Origin of the sequence: Amycolatopsis australiensis (assembly GCF_900119165.1) — a bacterium.
Classification (GTDB): domain Bacteria; phylum Actinomycetota; class Actinomycetes; order Mycobacteriales; family Pseudonocardiaceae; genus Amycolatopsis; species Amycolatopsis australiensis.
The window spans coordinates 3,136,097-3,155,302 of record NZ_FPJG01000006.1; the positions used below are offsets into that span (position 1 = coordinate 3,136,097).

At 72.8% G+C, this 19,206-nt stretch carries 22 protein-coding genes; 13 read left to right on the forward strand and 9 right to left on the reverse strand.

Annotation, left to right across the window (positions count from 1 at the left end; translation table 11 throughout):
• Positions 1-258: 258 nt before the first annotated feature.
• Genes BT341_RS16420 through BT341_RS16440 form a run of 5 tightly spaced genes read left to right on the forward strand, consistent with a single transcriptional unit; the run spans position 259 to position 4,034 of the window.
• A complete protein-coding gene (locus tag BT341_RS16420) occupies positions 259-1,011 on the forward strand; it encodes an SDR family oxidoreductase (RefSeq protein ID WP_072477138.1) in 753 nt (250 codons plus the stop codon).
• Positions 1,008-2,066 carry a phosphotransferase family protein gene (locus tag BT341_RS16425; RefSeq protein WP_072477139.1) on the forward strand — a complete coding sequence of 353 codons (1,059 nt, stop codon included), beginning with the start codon at positions 1,008-1,010 and terminating at the stop codon, positions 2,064-2,066. Before BT341_RS16420 ends, BT341_RS16425 begins: the two co-directional genes overlap by 4 nt.
• Positions 2,067-2,723 (forward strand): histidine phosphatase family protein, encoded by a 657-nt coding sequence (locus tag BT341_RS16430; protein ID WP_072477140.1) that lies wholly within the window; start codon positions 2,067-2,069, stop codon positions 2,721-2,723.
• A 10-nt stretch (positions 2,724-2,733) separates the two neighbouring features.
• Positions 2,734-3,651, forward strand: a complete 918-nt coding sequence (locus tag BT341_RS16435; protein WP_072477141.1) for an SMP-30/gluconolactonase/LRE family protein — start codon at positions 2,734-2,736, stop codon at positions 3,649-3,651.
• The gene (locus BT341_RS16440) at positions 3,651-4,034 is read left to right on the forward strand and encodes a VOC family protein (RefSeq protein WP_177328822.1); all 384 of its coding nucleotides are present in this window, start codon (positions 3,651-3,653) and stop codon (positions 4,032-4,034) included. The genes BT341_RS16435 and BT341_RS16440 overlap by 1 nt, the downstream gene beginning before the upstream one ends.
• Here the strand turns inward: BT341_RS16440 and BT341_RS16445 are convergent.
• Genes BT341_RS16445 through BT341_RS16460 form a run of 4 tightly spaced genes read right to left on the reverse strand, consistent with a single transcriptional unit; the run spans position 4,031 to position 7,809 of the window.
• Positions 4,031-4,858 carry an enoyl-CoA hydratase family protein gene (locus tag BT341_RS16445; RefSeq protein WP_072477143.1) on the reverse strand — a complete coding sequence of 276 codons (828 nt, stop codon included), beginning with the start codon at positions 4,856-4,858 and terminating at the stop codon, positions 4,031-4,033. The two genes, BT341_RS16440 and BT341_RS16445, sit on opposite strands and share 4 nt — an antisense overlap.
• On the reverse strand, positions 4,855-5,547 hold the full coding sequence (locus BT341_RS16450) for an SDR family NAD(P)-dependent oxidoreductase (RefSeq protein ID WP_072477144.1): 693 nt from the start codon (positions 5,545-5,547) through the stop codon (positions 4,855-4,857). The genes BT341_RS16445 and BT341_RS16450 overlap by 4 nt, the downstream gene beginning before the upstream one ends.
• The gene (locus BT341_RS16455) at positions 5,544-7,064 is read right to left on the reverse strand and encodes a benzoate-CoA ligase family protein (protein ID WP_072477145.1); all 1,521 of its coding nucleotides are present in this window, start codon (positions 7,062-7,064) and stop codon (positions 5,544-5,546) included. The genes BT341_RS16450 and BT341_RS16455 overlap by 4 nt, the downstream gene beginning before the upstream one ends.
• Positions 7,057-7,809 carry a creatininase family protein gene (locus BT341_RS16460; protein WP_072477146.1) on the reverse strand — a complete coding sequence of 251 codons (753 nt, stop codon included), beginning with the start codon at positions 7,807-7,809 and terminating at the stop codon, positions 7,057-7,059. Before BT341_RS16460 ends, BT341_RS16455 begins: the two co-directional genes overlap by 8 nt.
• A gap of 48 nt (positions 7,810-7,857) precedes the next feature.
• Between BT341_RS16460 and BT341_RS16465 the strand changes: the two genes are divergently transcribed.
• The 5 genes from BT341_RS16465 to BT341_RS16485 all read left to right on the forward strand — a co-directional run bounded on the left by BT341_RS16465 (position 7,858) and on the right by BT341_RS16485 (position 12,705).
• Complete coding sequence (locus tag BT341_RS16465; protein ID WP_072477147.1) at positions 7,858-8,673, forward strand: PaaX family transcriptional regulator; 816 nt, start codon at positions 7,858-7,860, stop codon at positions 8,671-8,673.
• A complete protein-coding gene (locus BT341_RS16470; protein ID WP_072477148.1) occupies positions 8,670-9,464 on the forward strand; it encodes a tryptophan 2,3-dioxygenase in 795 nt (264 codons plus the stop codon). The genes BT341_RS16465 and BT341_RS16470 overlap by 4 nt, the downstream gene beginning before the upstream one ends.
• The gene (locus BT341_RS16475) at positions 9,461-10,654 is read left to right on the forward strand and encodes a kynureninase (protein ID WP_072477149.1); all 1,194 of its coding nucleotides are present in this window, start codon (positions 9,461-9,463) and stop codon (positions 10,652-10,654) included. Before BT341_RS16470 ends, BT341_RS16475 begins: the two co-directional genes overlap by 4 nt.
• Before the next feature lie 171 nt (positions 10,655-10,825).
• The gene (locus tag BT341_RS16480; protein ID WP_072477150.1) at positions 10,826-11,899 is read left to right on the forward strand and encodes a Glu/Leu/Phe/Val dehydrogenase dimerization domain-containing protein; all 1,074 of its coding nucleotides are present in this window, start codon (positions 10,826-10,828) and stop codon (positions 11,897-11,899) included.
• Complete coding sequence (locus BT341_RS16485) at positions 11,896-12,705, forward strand: serine hydrolase (protein ID WP_072477151.1); 810 nt, start codon at positions 11,896-11,898, stop codon at positions 12,703-12,705. Before BT341_RS16480 ends, BT341_RS16485 begins: the two co-directional genes overlap by 4 nt.
• On the opposite strand, the gene BT341_RS16490 is transcribed toward BT341_RS16485, so the two are convergent.
• Positions 12,690-13,634, reverse strand: a complete 945-nt coding sequence (locus BT341_RS16490) for a LysR substrate-binding domain-containing protein (RefSeq protein ID WP_072477152.1) — start codon at positions 13,632-13,634, stop codon at positions 12,690-12,692. The genes BT341_RS16485 and BT341_RS16490 overlap by 16 nt on opposite strands.
• Before the next feature lie 84 nt (positions 13,635-13,718).
• Between BT341_RS16490 and BT341_RS16495 the strand changes: the two genes are divergently transcribed.
• A complete protein-coding gene (locus BT341_RS16495) occupies positions 13,719-14,651 on the forward strand; it encodes an MBL fold metallo-hydrolase (RefSeq protein ID WP_072477153.1) in 933 nt (310 codons plus the stop codon).
• 82 nt (positions 14,652-14,733) lie between these two features.
• Here BT341_RS16495 and BT341_RS16500 read toward each other — a convergent pair whose 3' ends face one another.
• On the reverse strand, positions 14,734-14,919 hold the full coding sequence (locus BT341_RS16500) for a DUF5302 domain-containing protein (RefSeq protein ID WP_072477154.1): 186 nt from the start codon (positions 14,917-14,919) through the stop codon (positions 14,734-14,736).
• Positions 14,920-15,102: 183 nt separating this feature from the next.
• Here BT341_RS16500 and BT341_RS16505 point away from each other — a divergent pair, with 183 nt between their 5' ends.
• Complete coding sequence (locus BT341_RS16505) at positions 15,103-15,621, forward strand: pyridoxamine 5'-phosphate oxidase family protein (protein WP_072477155.1); 519 nt, start codon at positions 15,103-15,105, stop codon at positions 15,619-15,621.
• Here BT341_RS16505 and BT341_RS16510 read toward each other — a convergent pair.
• Complete coding sequence (locus tag BT341_RS16510; RefSeq protein WP_072477156.1) at positions 15,611-16,453, reverse strand: SGNH/GDSL hydrolase family protein; 843 nt, start codon at positions 16,451-16,453, stop codon at positions 15,611-15,613. The genes BT341_RS16505 and BT341_RS16510 overlap by 11 nt on opposite strands.
• A 111-nt stretch (positions 16,454-16,564) precedes the next feature.
• Between BT341_RS16510 and BT341_RS16515 the strand changes: the two genes are divergently transcribed.
• Entirely contained in the window at positions 16,565-17,803 is a 1,239-nt protein-coding gene (locus tag BT341_RS16515) for a PucR family transcriptional regulator (RefSeq protein WP_072477157.1), read from the forward strand.
• 6 nt (positions 17,804-17,809) lie between these two features.
• On the opposite strand, the gene BT341_RS16520 is transcribed toward BT341_RS16515, so the two are convergent.
• Positions 17,810-18,199 (reverse strand): hypothetical protein, encoded by a 390-nt coding sequence (locus BT341_RS16520; RefSeq protein WP_072477158.1) that lies wholly within the window; start codon positions 18,197-18,199, stop codon positions 17,810-17,812.
• A gap of 80 nt (positions 18,200-18,279) precedes the next feature.
• Complete coding sequence (locus BT341_RS16525) at positions 18,280-19,146, reverse strand: alpha/beta fold hydrolase (RefSeq protein WP_072477159.1); 867 nt, start codon at positions 19,144-19,146, stop codon at positions 18,280-18,282.
• Positions 19,147-19,206 lie beyond the last annotated feature (60 nt).

The window sequence follows — 19,206 nt, forward strand, 5'->3', positions numbered from 1 at the left end:
GCCTGGGCGGACGCGCTTGTATGACTTGCCTGCGCCGGTGGCCCCGCCTCCCCTCACGGCCCATCCGGGCGCCGGCGAACGGCCGTGAAAGCGGTTCCGGCTCCGGCTCACCCGGCCGCGTCGTGCGACCGGCCGCGGTGGCCGCGCGATGACCGGTGGCCCGGCGACGCCCCCAGCGCCGGGCCACCGGTCTTGCCGCCGCCGTCCACCCGCCACCAGGAGCTTCGCTCCGCGGTTACTCTCCAGTAGCATGCCGGCATGACGCTCCGGAAGAACATCCTGATCACCGGCGCGAGCAGCGGGCTCGGCGAAGGCATGGCCCGCCGGTTCGCCGCGGAGGGCCGCAACCTGGCGTTGTGCGCCCGCCGCACCGAACGCCTCGAGAACCTCGCGAAGGAGCTGGAAGCCGCGCACCCGGGGATCAAGGTCGTCACGCGCACGCTCGACGTCACCGACCACGACCGCGTGTTCGCCGTCTTCGCCGAATTCCGCGCCGAGCTGGGGTCCCTCGACCGGGTGATCGTGAACGCCGGGCTCGGCAAGGGGCAGCCGGTCGGCAAGGGCCGCTTCGACGCCAACCGCCAGACGCTGGAGGTCAACTTCGTCGCCGCGGCCGCCCAGATCGAGGCGGCCGCCGGGATCTTCCGCGAGCAGGGCGCCGGGCACCTGGTGGTGATCTCGTCGTTCAGCGCGATCCGCGGGCTGCCGGGCAACCTGACCGCGTACGCCGCGTCGAAGGCCGGGATCTCGGCGTTCGCCGACGGCACCCGGCACGAGCTGCGCCGCAAGGGCATCAAGGTCACCGACGTCCGGCCCGGCTACATCGAGTCGGAGATGAACGACCGGATCGGCCGCAACCCGTTGCTGGCCAAGGCCGACAGCGGCGCCCGCGCCCTGGTCAAGGCGATCGAGTCCGAGCCCGCTCGCGCGTACGTCCCGGCGTGGCCGTGGGTGCCGCTGAGCCTCGTGATGCGGGCGGTGCCGGGTTCGCTGCTGCGGAAGTTCGCGTGAACGCCGCGGGCGAGGTCTGCGCGGAGGACGCCTTCGACGTCGCCGCGGTGCACGAGTGGCTGCGCACGAAGGTCGACGGCCTCGGCGCCGAGCCGCCGCGCGTCCGGCAGTATCCCGGCGGCGCGTCGAACCTCACCTACCTGCTGACCTACCCGGACCGCGAGCTGATCCTGCGCCGCCCGCCCGCCGGGCGCAAAGCCGCCTCGGCGCACGACATGCGGCGCGAGTACCGCGTGCAGCACGCGCTCAAGCCGGTGTTCCCGTACGTCCCGGAGATGATCGCGTTCGGTGACGACCCGGCCGTGCTCGGCGGCGACTTCTACGTCATGGCGAAGCTGGACGGCCTGATCCTGCGCGGCGACCTGCCCGCCGGTCTCGAGCTGAGCCCGGAGCGGGCGCGCGAGCTGTCCGGCAAGGTGGTCGACCGGCTGGTGGACCTGCACGCCGTCGACGTCGAAGCCGCGGGACTGGCGGACCTCGGCAAGGGCGCGGGCTACGTCTCGCGGCAGATCCGCGGCTGGTCGGACCGGTACGTCGCGGCGCGCACGGACAACGTCGGCGACTTCGCCGAGGTCCGCGCGTGGCTGGCGGACAACCAGCCGGCCGAGGTCAGGATCTGCCTGATCCACAACGACTACCGCCTCGACAACCTCGTCCTGGACGGCCCGTCGACGCTGAACATCACCGGCGTGCTCGACTGGGAGATGGCCACGCTCGGCGACCCGCTGATGGAGCTGGGCAGCACACTGGCCTACTGGGTCCAGGCCGACGACGACGAGGTCATGCGGGCCGGCCGCCGCCAGCCGACGCACTTGCCGGGCATGCTCACGCGCGAAGAGTTCGTCGCGCGCTACGCCGGGAAGACCGGGCTCGCGGTCGGGGACTGGCGGTTCTACGAGGTCTACGGCCTGTTCCGGCTCGCCGCGGTGCTGCAGCAGCTGTACCGGCGCTACCACGACGGTGCCACGCGCAACCCGGCGTTCAAGGACTTCTGGCAGTTCGTCGGTTACCTCGACTGGCGCTGCCGCGAGATCATCGCGAAGGGACGTGGCTGAGTGGGCGCGATCTACCTGGTCCGGCACGGGCAGGCGTCCTTCGGCGCGTCCGACTACGACGCGCTGTCGCCGCGTGGCTTCGAGCAGTCCACTGTGGTCGGTGCGGAACTGCTGCGGCGCAACGTCTCCTTCAGCCGGATCCGGTCGGGGACGCTGGCGCGGCAGCGGGACACCGCGGCCACGGCGCTGAAGGTCCTCGGCACCGACGTGCCGGTGGTCGAGGACCCGCGCTGGAACGAGTACGACCACGTCGACATCGCCCGGCACCACGCCGGCGGCGCGCCGCAGGAGGACTCCCGCGCCTACCAAGGCGTCCTGGACGCCGCCCTCACGGCGTGGACGGCGGCCGGCGCGGACGGGCCGTGCGCCGAGACGTGGCCCGCCTTCCTCGCGCGCTGCCGCGGTGCCCTCGAAGACCTGGTGACGTCGCTGGGCAAGGGCGAGCACGCGCTGGTGTTCACCTCCGGCGGCGTGATCGCGACGCTCTGCGGCCTGCTGCTGGGGACGCCCGAAACCGGGCTGCTCAAGCTCAACCGCGTCACGGTCAACGGCGGGATCACGAAGCTGGTGTCCGGGCGCGGCGGAGTCACGCTCTTGTCGTTCAACGAGCATCCGCACTTCGAAGCGGACGCCGCCCAGCTGCTCACCTACCGGTAGGAGACACCCGATGCGGTTCGGCGAAGTCACGCTCTTCCCGGTGAACGGGCACGGCCCCGAAGACGTCGTGGTCGACGGCGAAGGCCGGATCTACACCGGCGTCGACGACGGGCGGATCCTGCGGCTGTCGCCCGACGGCAAACGCATCGACGTCATCGCCGACACCGGCGGCCGCCCGCTCGGGCTGGAGCTGTACGGCGAAGACGAGCTGCTGGTCTGCGACGCCCGCGCGGGCCTGCTGGTGGTCCCGCTTCCGGGTGGCGCGGTGACGACCCTGGCCACGTCCGCGCTGGGGCTGGACTTCGTGTTCTGCAACAACGCGGCGGTGGCGGCGGACGGCACGGTGTACTTCACGGACTCCTCACGCCGGTTCGGCATCGACCGGTGGCGTGCCGACCTGATCGAGCAGACCGCGGGCGGCCGGCTCCTGCGCCGCACCCCGGACGGGAAGATCGACCTGCTGCTCGACGGCCTCCAGTTCGCGAACGGCGTCGCGCTGGCCCCGGACGAGTCGTTCGTCGCGGTGGCCGAGACGGGCGCGTTCCGGGTGTCCCGGGTCTGGCTGGACGACGGCCGCACGGACGTGCTCGCCGACGGGCTGTGGGGCTTCCCGGACAACATCTCGACGGGCTCGGACGGGCTGATCTGGATCACGCAGGCGTCCCCGCGGGTGCCGGCACTGGACGTGGCCCGCCGGCTGCCGCCGTTCCTGCGGGCGGGGATCCGGGCGCTTCCGGCGTCGCTGCAGCCGCGGCCGGGCCGCGAAGTGGGCGTGCTGGGCGTGACGGCCGACGGTGCGGTGGCGCGGGAACTGCGCGGCGAGATCCCGGGTTTCCACATGCTGGTGGGCGTCCGCGAATGGCGGGGCAGGCTGTATTTCGGCTCGCTGGAGGAGTCGGCGATCGCGGTGACGGCTAGCATCGGGTGATGCTGACCAACCTGCGCTTCGAAGCCCGCCTCCCGACGCAGGACCTGGCCCGCGCCCGCCGCTGGTACCGCGAGAAGCTGGGCCTCGAGCCGGCGGAGGAGCGCGAAGGCGGCCTGCGGTACGAGGGTGTTTCGGGCGTGTTCTGCCTGTATGCGTCGTCGGGCGCGTCCGACGGGTCGTTCACGCAGGTGGCGTTCTACGTCGACGACCTCGACGAGACGGTCGCGGCGCTGCGGGACCGTGGCGTGGTGTTCGAGGATTACGGGGACGGCGCAATCGTGGAGATCCGCGGCAACTACCCGAGCAAGGGCACGGGCGAGCGCGCGGCCTGGTTCCGCGACAGCGAAGGCAACCTCATCGGCCTCGGTGAGATCGTGCCCTAGCGGCCCGTCCAGCGGGGTTCCCGCCCGGCCGTCCACGCCGCGTAGAACTCCTTGTGGTCCTTGGCCGTCATCAGCAGCGCCTGCGTGATCGCCTCCAGCTCGATCGCGCTGCCCAGGTCCATGTCCAGCTCCCGGGTCAGCAGCACCTTCGTCGTCGCGTACGCCAGTGCCGGGCCGTCCGCCAGGCGGCGCGCCAACGCCGACGCCGTCGAGGCCAGCTCGTCGTCCGGGACCACCTGGGAAGCCAGCCCGATCTCCGCCGCGCGCGCCGCCGGGATCTTGTCGCCCAGGATCAGCAGCTCCGTCGCGCGGCCCAGGCCGACCAGGCGGGGCAGCAGGTACGCCGAGCCCATGTCCGCGCCGGCCAGGCCGACCTTCGTGAACAGGAACGCGAACTTCGCCGACTCGGCCAGCAGGCGGAAGTCGCTGGCCAGCGCGATCACCGAGCCCGCGCCCGCCGCGACGCCGTTGACCGCCGCGATCACCGGCAGCGGGCACTCGCGCAGCGCCTTCACCACCGCGCCCGTCATGCGCGTGAACTCCAGCAGCTGCGCCGTCTCGAACTTCTGCAGCTCGCCGATGATCTCCTCGACGTCGCCGCCGGAGCAGAAGCCGCGGCCCCGCCCGGTGATCACCAGCACCCGCACGTCCTCGTGCTGCGGCAGCTCGGTGACCAGGTCGCGCAGGTCGGCGTAGACGTCGAAGGTCAGCGCGTTCAGCTTGTCCGGGCGGGTGAACGTCACGGTCGCCACCCCGCCGGACACCGTGAACTCGAAGTGCTCCCACTCCTTCGTCAGGGGCGCGGTCGCGCGGAACGGGCTCATTTCTGGATTCCTCCGCCGTCGAGTACGAGGGTCTGGCCGTTGATCGCGGCGGCTTCCGGCGCCGCCAGGAAGGCGACGGCGAACGCCACCTCCTCCGGTTCGAGCAGCCTGCCGAGCGGGGACGCCGCCGCCAGCGCCGCCTCCGCTTCGGCGGGATCGCGGCCCGTGCGTTCGCGGATCCGCGCCACCGACGCCGCCGTCATGCCGGTGCGCACGAACGCCGGGCACACCGCGTTCGCCGTGACGCCGGTGCCCGCCAGTTCCGCCGCGACCGCGCGCATCAGCCCGACCGCGGCGTGCTTCGACGCCGTGTACCCGGCCGTGTAGCGGTAGCCGGCGTGGGACGCCGTCGACGCGACCGTGACGATCCGGCCGCGGTCGCGCTCACGCATCCCCGGCAGCACCGCCCGGGTGCACAGGAACGCGCCGGTCGCGTTCACCTCGAACTGCCCGCGCCAGTCGTCGAGCGACGTCTTGGCCGCCGGCGCGCTCGAGGAGATCCCGGCGTTGTTCACCAGCACGTCCACCGGCCCCGCCGACGCGAAGTAATCCGTCACGGCCCGCTCGTCGGTGACGTCGCATTCGGCGCGGCCGGGCGCGCGCACCTCGTCGCCCGCGGCGCGGAACCGGGCGGCGATCGCCGCGCCGATGCCGCGCGTGCCGCCCGTGACGACGACCAGGCGGCTCACGAGCGGGCCGCCAGCGCGCGCCGGTCGAGCTTTCCGTTGGCGGTACGGGGAAGTTCCGTCATGAACACGACCTCGCGGGGGTACTTGTGCTTGGCCAGGTGGGCTTTCGCGTGGTCTTTCAGCTCGTCCGCCGCCACCTCGGCATCACCGCGCAGGACGACGTACGCGCGCGGCACGACCAGGCCGCCGGTCTCGTGCCCGACCACGGCGCAGTCCAGCACCGCCGGGTGGCCGAGCAGGCAGTCCTCGATCTCGCCGGGCGCGACGAACACCCCGCCGACCTTGAGCAGCGCGTCGGCGCGGCCGTGGTGGCGGAAGAACCCGCCGGCGTCCCGGCTGAACAGGTCGCCGGAGGTGAGCGTGTCGCCGTCGAACGTCTTCGCGGACTTCTCCGGGTCGCCGTGGTATTCCAGCGCGATCGTCGGACCGGTCACCCGCAGCGGCCCGATCTCCCCGTCCGGCAACGGGTTTCCCAGCTCGTCGACGACCTGGGCGGTGTACCCGGGCACGGGCGTGCCGAGCGTGCCGATCTTCGCCTCGCCCGGCCGGTTCGACAGGTAGATGTGGTACGCCTCCGACGAGCCGATCCCGTCCACGACCGGCACCCCGAACGTCGCGTCCCACTTCCGGTGCAGCTGCGAGGGCAGTGCTTCGCCCGCCGACGTCGTCATCCGCAGGCAGCCGAGGTCCTGCCCGGCCGCGGCCGGGTGCGCGACCATCGCGCTCATCATGGTCGGCACGTTGACCAGGACGGTCGGGCGGTACTTCGCGATCAGCGCGAAGATCAGGTCGGCCGTGCTGCGTTCGGCGAAGGCGATCCCGGCCGCGCCGACCCCGAACGGGAACAGCGCCACCAGGTCGCGCGCGTACCCGAAGAACAGCTTCGGCACGGCCAGGATCCGGTCGCCCTCCCGCAGCCCGAGCACCTGGACCGCGTACCGCTCGAAGCTTTCGAGCGGGCTGCGCAGCGGGTGCACGCACGCCTTGGGCGCGCCGGTGCTGCCGGTGGTGAACTTCCAGATGCCGATGTCGTCCACTGTGGTCGGTGCGGCTTCGAGGACGTCCGGTGCCGCGTCGACGAGTGTCCGGAATGGACGCTCGCCGGGTCGCAGCTCGTGCTCCGGTACGCCGGTGACCAGCAGGTTCCGCGCACCCGCCGCGCGCAGGGCGGGCAGCGTGACGGCGTCCGCGATCACCGCGACGGCTTCGGTGTAGCCGAGGTAGTACGCGTAGTCCTTGGGCTGCAGGAACGGGTAGACCTCGGCGGTGACCGCGCCGATCTTCTGCGCGCCGTACCAGGTGGCGACGAACTCGTCGCCGTCGCTCAACGCCAGCAGCACCCGCTGTCCTCTTCGGACACCGGCGTCACGCAGCACGTTGCCGACGCGGTTGGCCAGCCGGGCCAGCTCGGCGTAGCTGACCGCGCGGTCGCCGACCAGCAGGGCGGTCCGCTCGCCGCGGCCCTCGGTGACGTGCCGGTCGAGGAAGTGGGTGGCGAGGTTGAACGGCTCACTCACCGGCCAGCTCCCGGATCGCTTCCACCAGCAGGTCGGTCAACGTCGAGAACGTCTCGGTGCCCTCTTCCGCGGTCGCCTCGGCCGGCTTGCCGCAGTACGCCTCGGTCATGCCCATGGCCTGGAAGCCGCCGTCTCCGGGAGCGGCGGCCAGGCTGACCGGCACGTGCGGCAACGTCCGCATCAGCGCCTGGTCGACCAGCTCCGGCCGGTCGGCCAGCACCAGTGACGTCTCGTACCGGCCCGCGTGGCACTCGCCGGACCGGAACTCCTCGGTCAGCCGCCGCGCGTGCCGCCGCCGGACCAGGTCGAGCAGGGCGACGCGCCCGTCGTAGGCGAAGTTCAGCGTCTCCGCCGCACGCCGGAGCGTGACCAGGTGCGCGGGCTCGAAGTGGTTGTTGACCAGCAGGATCCGGCGCAGTCGCTGCCCGATCAGCGCGGACCCGACGTCCACCAGCAGCGAGTGCAGCGTCTCCTCGCCGATGTGGACGCCGCCGGCGAACCCGGCCGCGAACCTTGTCACGCCGTAGGGCACCTCGGGCAGGACCAGGACGTGCACGTCCTCGTCGGCCGCCAGCCGCTCGGCCGCGCGCTCGCACATCCCGCGCGAAATCAGCGGGTCGGTGCCCAGCGGCGCGTGCGGGCCGTGCGGCTCGATCGCGCCCAGCGGCAGCAGCAGCACCGGGACGCGGGGGCCGTCCGCGAGCGCGGCGACCTGCGGCGAGCTGAGGTCCGCGAAGTACGTCACGCAAATCAAGCTACACCGCAGCGGCCTGAGGTGTATAGAGTTGCGTTCATGCCCGCCGATGCCTTCGAAGCCGGCCCCCAGGAGCTGGTCGTGACGTTGCTGGGCAGCTACGTGCACCCGCGCGAGACCCGGCGGGTGTGGTCCGGCGGCCTGGTCGCGGTGCTCGCCGAGCTGGGCTTCTCCGACGGCGCGGCCCGGATCGCGCTGACCCGGCTCGTGCGCCGCGGCCTCCTGGAACGCCATCGCGAAGGCCGGACCGTGCACTACTCGCTGACCCGCCGCACCATCGCGCTGCTCGCCGACGGCGACCACCGGATCTTCTCCCTCGGCCGCCGCGAGCGGGCCGCCGGCGAGTGGACGGTGCTGTGGCAGAGCATCCCGGAGAGCCGCCGGCAGGCCAGGGAACGCCTGGTCCGGAGGCTGCGGTTCCTCGGGTTCGGGCCCTACTCCGACGGCACCTGGATCGCCCCGCACGACCGCGAGGCCGAGGTCGTCGCCCTGCTCGGCGAGCTGGCCGTCACCGAGCACGCCGGGTTGCTGCTCGGCAGGCCGTCGGCCGCGCTGGACGTCCGCCGGTTCGCCGGCCGGGCTTGGGACCTCGACGACCTGGCCGCCCGGTACACCGCGTTCGTCGACCAGTTCGGCGGGTACGCGGGGAAGGACCTGTCCGACGCCGAAGCGTTCGACGTCCGGACGCGCCTGGTGCACACGTTCCGGGCGTTCCCGTCGCTCGACCCGGAGCTGCCCGCCGACCTGGTGCCCGCCCCGGACCGCCGGGCGGCGGCGGTCGAGCTGTTCCACGACCTGTACACCGCGCTCGCGGACTCCGCTCAGCGCCATTTCGACGAGGTGACCAAGGGATGACCGAACACAGCCAAGCCACACAGGAAGCCTTGAGCTACACCTCGTACCTCGCGCTGGACGAGGTGCTGAACGCGCAGCGCATGCGGTCCGACGAGCACGACGAGCTGCTGTTCATCGTGATCCACCAGGTGTACGAGCTGTGGTTCAAGCAGATCCTGCACGAATTGACATTCCTGCAGGAAAACCTCGAAGCGGGCAATACCGCCCACTCGATCCGCACGCTGCGCCGGATCCTCACGATCCTCAAGGTCGCCGTCGCGCAGATCGACGTGCTGGAAACCATGACGCCCAGCCAGTTCACCAGTTTCCGCACCCGTTTGGACGCTTCGAGCGGCTTCCAGTCGGCCCAGTTCCGCGAGCTGGAAGCCGTGCTGGGGCGGCGTGACGAGCGCGTGTTCGCGCACTACCCCGAAGGCGGCGAGCAGCGGAAACGCATTGCCGAAGCGATGGCGCGGCCGTCGTTGTTCGACTCTTTTCTCGCGTATCTCAAGGCTTCTGGCTATTCCGTCGAATGTGACCGAGACGTCACTCGACCGGTGGAGCCGTCCCCGGCCCTGCAGGCGATATTGCTGGACGTGTACAGCGACGACGGCGGACCGTCGGTCGTCGCGGAATGTCTGGTCGATCTCGACGAAGGGATGCAGGAGTGGCGCTACCGGCACGTGAAGATGGTCGAACGCACCATCGGCGACAAGACCGGGACGGGAGGATCATCCGGCGCGACCTACCTGCGTACCACGCTTTTCCAGCCGATGTTCCCGGATCTCTGGGCCGTACGGAGCCGACTGTGACCACTTTGGACGACCTGCGCGGCGACGACAACGCGCTCGCCCCGCACTACTCCCGGTTCGGGGTGGCCGAGCGACTGCTGCTGTCCGGGCACTCGCACCAGGCGTGGCCGGACGTCGCGGAGGAGGGGCTCCTGGAGTCCTTCGCGGACGCCGCCCGCGACGTCGACGAGAAATGGGAGCGCGCGTTCGCCAAGGCCGACCGGCTGCGCGCGGGGTTCCGGCTGCTGCTGGGCGATCCGCACGGCGAGTACGCGCTCGGCGCCAGCACGCACGACCTGGTGCTGCGGTTCCTTTCGGCGGTGGAGCTGCCGCGAAGACCGCGCCTGGTCACCACCGACGGCGAGTTCCACACGCTGCGCCGCCAGCTCGCCCGGCTCGAGGAAGAAGGTGTCGAGGTCGTCCGGGTGCCGCTGGACCCGGTGACCACGCTGGCCGAGCGGGTCGCCGCGGAGGTGACCGACGGCACCGCGGCGGTGCTCGTGTCGGCCGTGCTCTTCGAGACGTCGAGGCTGGTGCCGGGGCTCGCGCACCTGGCCGACGTCTGCCGCGGCCGCTCGATCGAGCTGGTCGTCGACGCCTACCACGCGCTCGGCGTGGTGCCGTTCCCGCTGCACGACCTCGGGCTCACCAACGCCTGGGTGCTCGGCGGCGGCTACAAGTACCTGCAGCTCGGCGAGGGCAACTGCTTCCTGCGGCTGCCTGCGCACGCGCAGGAGCTGCGGCCGGTGATCACCGGCTGGTACGCCGAGTTCGGCGCGCTCGCCGACGAGCGCCACCCCGGGGCTGTCCCGTACGCGATCGGCGGCGACCGGTTCGCCGGCGCGACCTACGACCCGGCGAGCCACTACCGCGGCGTCCGGGTCCAGCGGTTCTTCGCCGAGCAGGGCCTCACGCCGGAGTTCCTGCGCGAGGTGTCCCAGCACCAGGTGGGCTTGCTGGCGTCGGTGTTCGACTCGCTGGGGCTGCCCGACGACGTCGTCACGCGGGACCGCTCGATCCCGCTGGAGCGGCTCGGCGGGTTCCTCTCGCTGCGCTGCGCCGACGCCGCCGGGCTGCGGGCCGCGCTGGCCGCCGAAGGCGTGAGCACCGACAGCCGCGGGCCGTACCTGCGCTTCGGCCCGGCGCCGTACCTGTCGGACACGCAGCTCGAGACGGCGATGACCACCCTGGGCAAGGTGGTCAGGGGCTGATCCCGCCGGTTACCGGCCCGTATCGCGGGACCTCCACTGGTCCGGCGGGCGGAAGGGATCTAGGTTGGTGCCGGGCACCCGGGCGGACGACCTCCGCGGCGGGTTCCCGCAAACCCCGTGAAGCGCGTCCCGGCCACGAAACCGGGCGCGGGAGACAAAGGAGTCACCACCGTGACCGAAGGAGTGTTCGCCCGGGGCACCGGGCACGAACAGGTCGTGTACTGCCACGACGAGGCCAGTGGCCTGAAGGCCATCATCGGCATCTACTCCACCGCGCTCGGGCCCGCCTTGGGCGGGACGCGCTTCCACCCGTACGCCACCGAAGCGGACGCGCTCGACGACGTGCTCGCGCTGTCCAAGGGCATGGCGTACAAGAACGCGCTGGCCGGGCTCGACCTCGGCGGCGGCAAGGCCGTGATCATCGGCGACCCGAAGACGCTCAAGTCCGAAGCGCTGCTGCGCGCGTACGGGCGTTTCGTGCAGTCCCTGGGCGGCCGCTACATCACGGCGTGCGACGTGGGCACGTACGTGCAGGACATGGACGTCGTGGCCCGCGAGTGCCAGTACGTCACCGGCCGCTCGCCCGAGGACGGCGGGGCCGGCGACTCGTCCGTGCTCACCGCGTACGGCGTCTTCCAGGGCATGCGCGCGTCGGCCGAGCACGTGTTCGGCAGCCCGGACCTGGCCGGCAAGCGCGTCGGCGTGGCCGGCGTCGGCAAGGTCGGGCACATCCTCGTCGGCCACCTCGTGGAGGCGGGCGCGCAGGTGACCATCACCGACGTCTACGCCCCGGCCATCGAGCGGACCCGCTCGGTGTACCCGCACGTCCAGGTGGCGTCCGATGTGGACACCCTGCTGCGATCCGAACTGGACGTGTTCGCGCCGTGCGCGCTGGGTGGTGTGCTGAACGACGAGACCGTGCCGGTGCTCGGCGCCCGGATCGTCTGCGGCGCGGCGAACAACCAGCTCGCGCACGCGGGCGTCGACAAGCAGCTCGCCGACCGCGGCATCCTGTACGCGCCGGACTACCTGGTCAACGCCGGCGGCGTGATCCAGGTCGACGACGAGCGGCACGGGTTCGACTTCGAGCGCGCGAAGCGCAAGACGACGGCCATCTTCGACACGACGAAGGCGGTGTTCGCGCTGGCGGACACCGAGGGTGTGCCCCCGGCGACGGCGGCCGACCGGCTCGCGGAGCGGCGGATGGCGGAGATCGGGCGGCTGCGGTCCATCATGACGGTGTGAGTCCGTCTCCCGAAGAAATCTTCGCGGCGGCGGGCGTGCGGGGTTTCCTGCACGCCCGCCGTCTCGGTTCCGAGGCGTCGGTGGAGGTCGGCGCCGACACGCCGGTCGTGCTGGCGTCGGTGGTGAAGGTGCCGCTGGCGCTGGAGTTCGCCCGGCAGGTGGCGGCGGGCCTGCTCGACCCCGCGGACCGGGTGCACGCCACGGCGGCGGATCGCCTGGGCGGCACCGGTTCGGCGGGCTTCGCGGACGACGTCTCGTACAGCCTGCGCGACGCGGCGCTGCTGGCCCTGTCGGTCTCGGACAACACGGCGGCGGACCTGCTGTTCGACCGGGTGGGCGTGGAGAACGTCCGGTCGTTGCTGGCGGAGCTGGGCCTGTCGCGGACGTCGATCATCGGCGCACCACGCGACGTGCTGCGCACGATCATGGCGGACAAGGCGGCGGGACGGCCGTTGCGGGCACTGGACCCGTCACGGACTTCGTCGACGACCCCGCGCGACATGACGCGTCTGCTGGCGGCGATCTGGGCGGACCCCGGCCCGGGCGCCCGGGTCCGCGGCTGGATGGCGGCGCAGGTCAGCTGGCACCGCCTGACGGCGGGCTTCCCGCCGGAGGTGGCGGTGGCGGGCAAGACGGGCACGATGCCCGGAATCCGCAACGAGATCGGCATAGCGACGTACCCGGACGGCGCGGCGTACGCGGTCGCGGTGTTCACGGTGGGCGGAGCGGAAACGCTGCGACGCCCGGACATCGACCGGGCGATCGGCGACGCCGCCCGCGCGGCGGTGGATCAGCTGCGTTCGTAGAACACGTCCCACGGCCGGGTCTCCTTCGGCTCCGGCACGATCCTCGAGACACCGTCGTCCTTCAGGACGTCGGCCGCGATCCCGGCCAGGGTCGCCGCCTGCGGGTGCGGGCTCGTCGACGGCCACGCGAACGCCGTGCGCGCCCGCAGCACGTCGCCCGCCAGCGGCCGCCACACCACCCGGGGCTCCTTGCGCGCGGCCGGCTCGAACGCCACGCCGTGCCCCGCCAGCACGAGGCCCAGCACGAACTCGGGATTGCGCGCGTGCCGGATCGAGGCCGGGCGGAAGCCGTGGTCCCAGCACGTGCGCAGCAGGGCGTCGTAACTGCCGGGCGCCGCCGCGCGCGGCGAGTGGACCAGCCCTTCGCCGGCCAGGTCCTCGAGCCGCAGCGACGCGCGCCGGGCCAGCGGCGAGTCGCGGGGCAGGAGCACGCCCAGCGGCGTGTCGATCGCGGGTCCGAGGTCGAGCCCGACCACGTCCGCCGGCAGCTGCAGCAGCCCGGCGTCGAGCGCGCGGTCGGCGAGCAGCCGGGCCTGTTCCGCGGTCGTCAGCTCCTGCAGGTCCAGCCGGACGGCGGGGCACTCCTCGGCGAACCGCGTCAGGATCGCGGCCAGCATCCGGCCGGGCAGCTCCGGCGGGACCCCCGCGCGCAGGGCGTCCATCTCGCCGCGTTCGGCCTTCGCGACGAGCGCCGTCATGCGGTCCCAGCGCGAGAGCAGATCCCGCGCTTCGGCGCGTAGCACCTCGCCTGCTTCGGTGAGCGTGACGCGGCGGCCGCGGTCGAACAGCTTCGCGCCCAGCTCGGCTTCGAGCCGCTTCACGCGCTGGCTCAGCGGTGGCTGCGCGATGCCGAGCCGGTCGGCAGCGCGGCCGAAGTGCAGTTCTTCGGCGACGACCAGGAAGTACCGCAGCGAACGGAGATGGTCCACGCTGCGACGATAGCCGGTCACCTATCGACATGCCGCCGTGCCGATCTTGGACAGCGCGGCCCGGTTCGTGGTCTCGTGCCCGGCATGGACACAGGACTCAGCAGACGCGGGCTGTTCGGCGTCGGCGCGGTGGCGGCTTCGGTTCTCGCCGGGGTCACCCCCGCTTCGGCGGCGACGGGCACTTCGCGGATGACGTTGCGGTGGTGGGGGAACAACAGCTGGGAGATCGTCCTGCCGGGCGTGACGATCCTCATCGACCCGTGGCTGACGCGCTTCAAGACGGGCACGTACACGCCGGCGGGCGCGGACCCGCGCACGCCGTTGACGGTCAACCGCGCGCTGATCGACGGTTACCTCGATCGCGGATTCCTGCGGGCGAAGCACATCCTCGTCACCCACGGCCATTACGACCACCTGACGGACGTCCCTTACCTGGCAAAACGCACGGGCGCGACGGTCATCGGTACTGAGACGCATTTGAGTCTCATGGCCGCGCTGGGCACCCCGGAGGACCAGCTGGCGATCGCGAGCGGCGGCGAGGACCTGACGTTCGACGGCTACGCGGTCCGGGTGCTGCGCTCGTTGCACTCGGCGGTGGGCGCCCGGGCACAGGTGCCGTTCCCGGGTTCGCGGCCACTGTCCCGCCGAGACCGCCCGCGCGTGATCGCGGACCTGGTGGAGGGCGGCACGCTGGCGTACGCGGTGTCGGGCGGCGGCGCGAGCGTGCTGAACTTCGGCGGCTCGAACTACGTCGAGTCCGAGCTGGCGGGCTTGCGCCCGGACGTGCTGCTGCTGCCCGTGGGCGGCGCGAAGGTGACGCAGTACGTGCCGAGGCTGCTGCGCGTGCTGGGCAACCCCCGCTACGTCGCGGCGACCCATTGGGATGATTTCGATCTGCCGCTGGGCCAGGCGCACGATCCCAACGGCGGGCTGGAGGTGCTGCGCAAAGCCGTGGCGGCGGCGAGCCCGGCAAGCGAGTTCGTGGTCCTGGACCACCTGGGTTCGTTCACGCCGTAGCGGGTCGTCGTGATGAAGAGACGCGAAACCGCCCGGAGCCTTCCGGGCGGTTTCGCCGGGGCCGGCGGCGGACGGAACCGGCTCAGCCGCTCTTGCGGCGGAACGTGCGCTTGTTGGCCGCCGGGCCGTGGGCGTGCTGGTTCTTGCCGCCGCCGTTCTCGTGGGTCGCTCCCGAGCGCGCGTGGGCCTGCTTGCGCTCCAGCGCTTCCCGGAACTTGCGCTTGACGTCGTCCTCCTCGCCGGCCGGCGACGGGTTGGGTTCACTCATGCTTACCTCCGGAACAGACGACGTGTACCGCCCCAGCCTGGCAGCCGGGACCGTGCTTGGCGAGCCAATTCAGCGTTTGGGGGACCGCACCCCGCCGGAGCGCACCGGCCGGCCGGCGACCTGCCGCGCGAAACTCCCTCCGGCCGCGTGTCGATCCGCCGCTTCCCCGTTCGACGCGTGGGCATGAGCGAACCCACCAGCACCAAGAACCTCGACCGGTCCGGATCCGCGGAGCTGCCGTGGAGCCGGGCGCGCGACCTGCTCGCCACCCAGACACCGAAGGAGAACCTGACGTTCTTCGTCGGCACCGTCCGGCCCGACGGGCGGCCGCACGCCGCGGGCGTCGGTGCCATCTGGGTGGACGGCGTCCTGTACTTCAAGAGCGGACCCGGCACGCGCCGGGCCCGCAACCTGGCGGCCAACCCGGCGTGCACCGTTTCGGTCCGCCTGAACGGCATCGACCTCACCATGGAGGGCGAGGCCCGGCGCGTCACCGATCCCGCGATCCTGGAACGGGTGGCGGCCGTCTACCGCGACGGCGGCTGGCCCGCGACCGTGGACGGCGACGCGCTGACGGCCCCGTACAGCGCGCCGAGCGCCGGGCCGCCGCCCTGGCCGCTGTACCGGCTCGTGCTCGAGCGGGCCATCGGGGTCGCCTCCGCCGAGCCGTACGGCGCCACCCGCTGGGACTTCACCCCCTGACCGCCGCCGCGACGGCCGCGCCGATGCCGCGCATGCCGTCGGCGTTCGGGTGCATCGGCGCCGCGACCGACGTCGGCACCACGCTCTCGAACCATTTGACGCCGGGCAGCTTGCACACGTCGTGCCCGATCGACGCCGTCCGGATGTCGACGTAACGGGCGTTGTGCGCGGCCGCCTGCCGGGCCAGCGCGGCGTTCGTCTTGTCGATGCTGCCCTGGATGTAGTCGGCGTCCCGCGGGGTGAGCGGCGCGATCGGCCAGCACCCGCCGGGCGGCAGGTAGGTGCCGTAGCCGGCGACGAACACGGCCGCGTTCGGCGCGTGCGCGTGGATGGCGTCCAGCAGCGCGCCCCACGTCGGCTCGAACGCGGCGATCTTCTCGGCCAGCTGGTCGTGCCCGCCCGCGGTGTAGCGGTCGACGCAGTCCGGGTTGATGCCGGGCAGCAGGTTGATGCAGCTGGTCGCGGCCCCGACCAGGCCGACGTCGTTGCCGCCGATGGTCACGGTGACCGTCCGCGTGCTCGCGTCGAGCGCGTCCAGCTGCGGGGGCACCGCGCCGGCCTGCGTCTGCTGCGGCGCGTACATGTCCGCGGTCGTCGCGCCGGAGCACGTGACGTCGTCGAGCGGCACGCCGAGGCTCTTCGCGGCGACGTGCGGGTAGTCGGCCAGTGACCGGAGACAGCCGGGGGAGGAGAGGTCCGGGGGCAGGATCAGCGGCCCGGCCGCCGCGGAATCGCCCAGTGCCACGTATTCGCCGCTGTCCGCGGCCGCGGTGCCCGCGGTCGTGACGGCCAGCGCGCTGACCATGATCGCGATGAACGCCGTCGTCCTCACTCGCACGCCGTCCTCCTTGACGTTGTGCTGATGGTTGGCTTCCGTGACACCATCGGCACCGGAGGGCGCCGGATTGACTGGGAATCCGGGCAGAGAACGGGGGCATCGGTTGTGACGGAGCACAAATCCGGCGCCGACCTGGCCCTCGGCGGGCAGCGCGTGCACGAGCGGCTGGCGCTGCGGGAGCCCGAGCTGGTCACCCGCGTGCTGACCCGCATCCAGGCCGAGGTCGCGGACTACCGGCGGCTGCCGGTGGAGGAGCTGGCCGGCGACATCGCGCGGATCACCCGGCAGGCGGTGCGCGCGTTCGCACGCAGCCTGCGTGAGGATCGCCTGCTCAACGAGGCCGAGCTGCGGCAGATCGGCGCGTCCGCGGTGCGCCGCGCCGAGGAGGGGTTTCCGCTGGAGGCCGTGCTGACGGCGTACCACGTCGGCGCGCGGGAGATCCTCGCCGTCGGCTCGGCCGACGCGGGCCGTGCGGACGTCGCCGACCTGCTCGACGTCGCCGACCGCGTGCTCGGGTTCGTCGGCACGGTCACCGGCGCGGTCACGCGGGCGTACCTGGAAGAGCTGCGCACCAAGGTCGGGCAGGAGCACACCGCGCGCCGGACGCTGCTGTCGGTGCTCGTCGACGGCGGTCCCGTCGACGTCGTCGCCCGCAGCGCCGGGATCACGCTGCCGACGCGGTACCTGGTGCTCAGCGTCGAGCTCGGCCCGCACGCCGACGAGGCGTCGCCGGGTGTCGACACCGAGATCGCGGTCCGCCGCAAGCTGCGCCGGTTCCTCGCCGCGTTCGAGCGGTGCTGCGGCGACGGCGTCCTGGCTTCCCTGGACGGCACGGGCGGGCTGGTGCTGCTGCCGCTGACCGGGCGGCTGTCGGCGGTTCCGGAGTGGCACGCGCTGGCCGAAGCGGCCGGGCGCGCGGCGGGCGTGGACGTGCTGGCGGCGGCCGAACCCGCGGAGCCGCCGGAGGTCCGCGAGGTGGCCGCGCGGACCGGCGAGGTGCTCGACGTGCTGCGGTGGTTCGGCAGGCCGCCGGGCCTGTACCGCCTCGACGACGTCCTGGTCGAGTACCAGCTGACCCGCCCGGGCGCGGCCCGCGACCGGCTCGCGGCGGTGCTCGCGCCGCTGGACGCGCACCCCGAGCTGACCGAGACGCTCTCGACGTACCTGGAACTGGACACGAACCGCCGCCGGACGGCGGCCACGCTGCACGTCCACCCGAACACCGTCGACTACCGGCTGCGCCGGGTCCGGGACCTGACGGGCATCGACCCGCTCCACCCGGCCGGCCTGCCGCGCATCGTCGCGGCCCTGGCGGCCCGGCGCGCGAACGTCCCGCGCGGCTGAAGGCCCTCAGCCGGCCGTGCCCACCGCGTGCCGGGCCGGGACCTCCGCGGGGCGGCGCGGGGCCGGGATGCGGACCGGACGCACCACCCGGCTGAGCGCGGCGGCGAGCACGCCCACCAGCAGGGCCGAGGCCAGCACCGAAGCCGCGATCGCCGAAGCCGTGTCGAACCGCAGCTGCCCGGCGCGGCCCAGGACGAACCCGGAGTCGAGCGCCCACGCCACCACCGCGACCCCGAGCGCGGCCGGGACGGACGTCCGGAACGCCGTCACGGCGACCACCGGACCGAGCGCGACCAGCGCGTACCACGGCCGGCCCGTCGCCCCGGCCAGATCCGCCACGATCACCGCGCCGACCGCGCTCACGCAGCCGACCGGGAACCCGAAGCCACCACTCATGCGTCCAGCAGAACCCGCCGGCTGCTCTCGGCGGTGAGCCAGGACACGTTCCCTACGCCCGGCGCCGGGGTCTTGACGCGCTATTGACCCGTCACGCGCTCGATCGCGTCGGCCAGCTCCGGCCAGACCGCGCGCGGCAGGTTGTGGCCCATCCCCGGGATGACCAGCAGCTCGGCGCCGGGGATCGCCTCCGCCGTCGCCTTGCCGCCGCTGACGTTGATCAGCGGGTCGGCGTCGCCGTGCACGACCAGAGCCGGCAGCCGGACCGACCGCAGGGCCGCCGTCCGGTCGCCGGAGGCCACCACCGCCGCCGCGTGGCGCAGCGTGCCGGCCGGGTGGCGGGCGCGGTCGTAGTGCAGTTCCGCCTTGGCCAGCAGGAACGCTTCGTCGTCCGGGTAGCCGGGGGAGCCCAGCCGCCGGTAGCCCTCGACGCTGTCGGCGATGGCCTGCTCGCGCGTGTTCGCCGGCGGCCGCGTCAGCAGCGCCAGCGCCCACGGCTCGGCCCGGCCGACCGCCGGGTCGCCGGTGGTCGACATGATCGACGTGACCGACAGCAGCCGGTCCGGGTGGTCGATCGCCAGCTGCTGCACGATCATCCCGCCCATCGACGCGCCGACGACGTGCGCCTTGGCGATGCCGAGCGCGTCGAACAGCCCGACGGCGTCGTCGGCCAGGTCCGACAGCAGGTACGGCGCCGTCGCCAGGTCCCCGGCGGCCAGTGCGGCCAGGTCCGGCGCGGGCAGGTCGTCCAGCCACGTCGAGAGCCCGACGTCCCGGTTGTCGTAGCGCACGACGAAGAACCCGCGGCCGGCGAGCAGCGCGCAGAAGTCCTCCTCCCAGGTGATCATCTGGGCGCCGAGGCCCATCACCAGCACCAGCGGCGGGTCGCCCGGGTCGCCGAAGGTGTCGTATTCGAGCTCGAGACCGTTGGCCTGTGCACGTGCCATACCCCGATCCTGCCGCACCCGTGCGGACCTGGCACCGGCACGGCCCGTGCCGTTACCGTT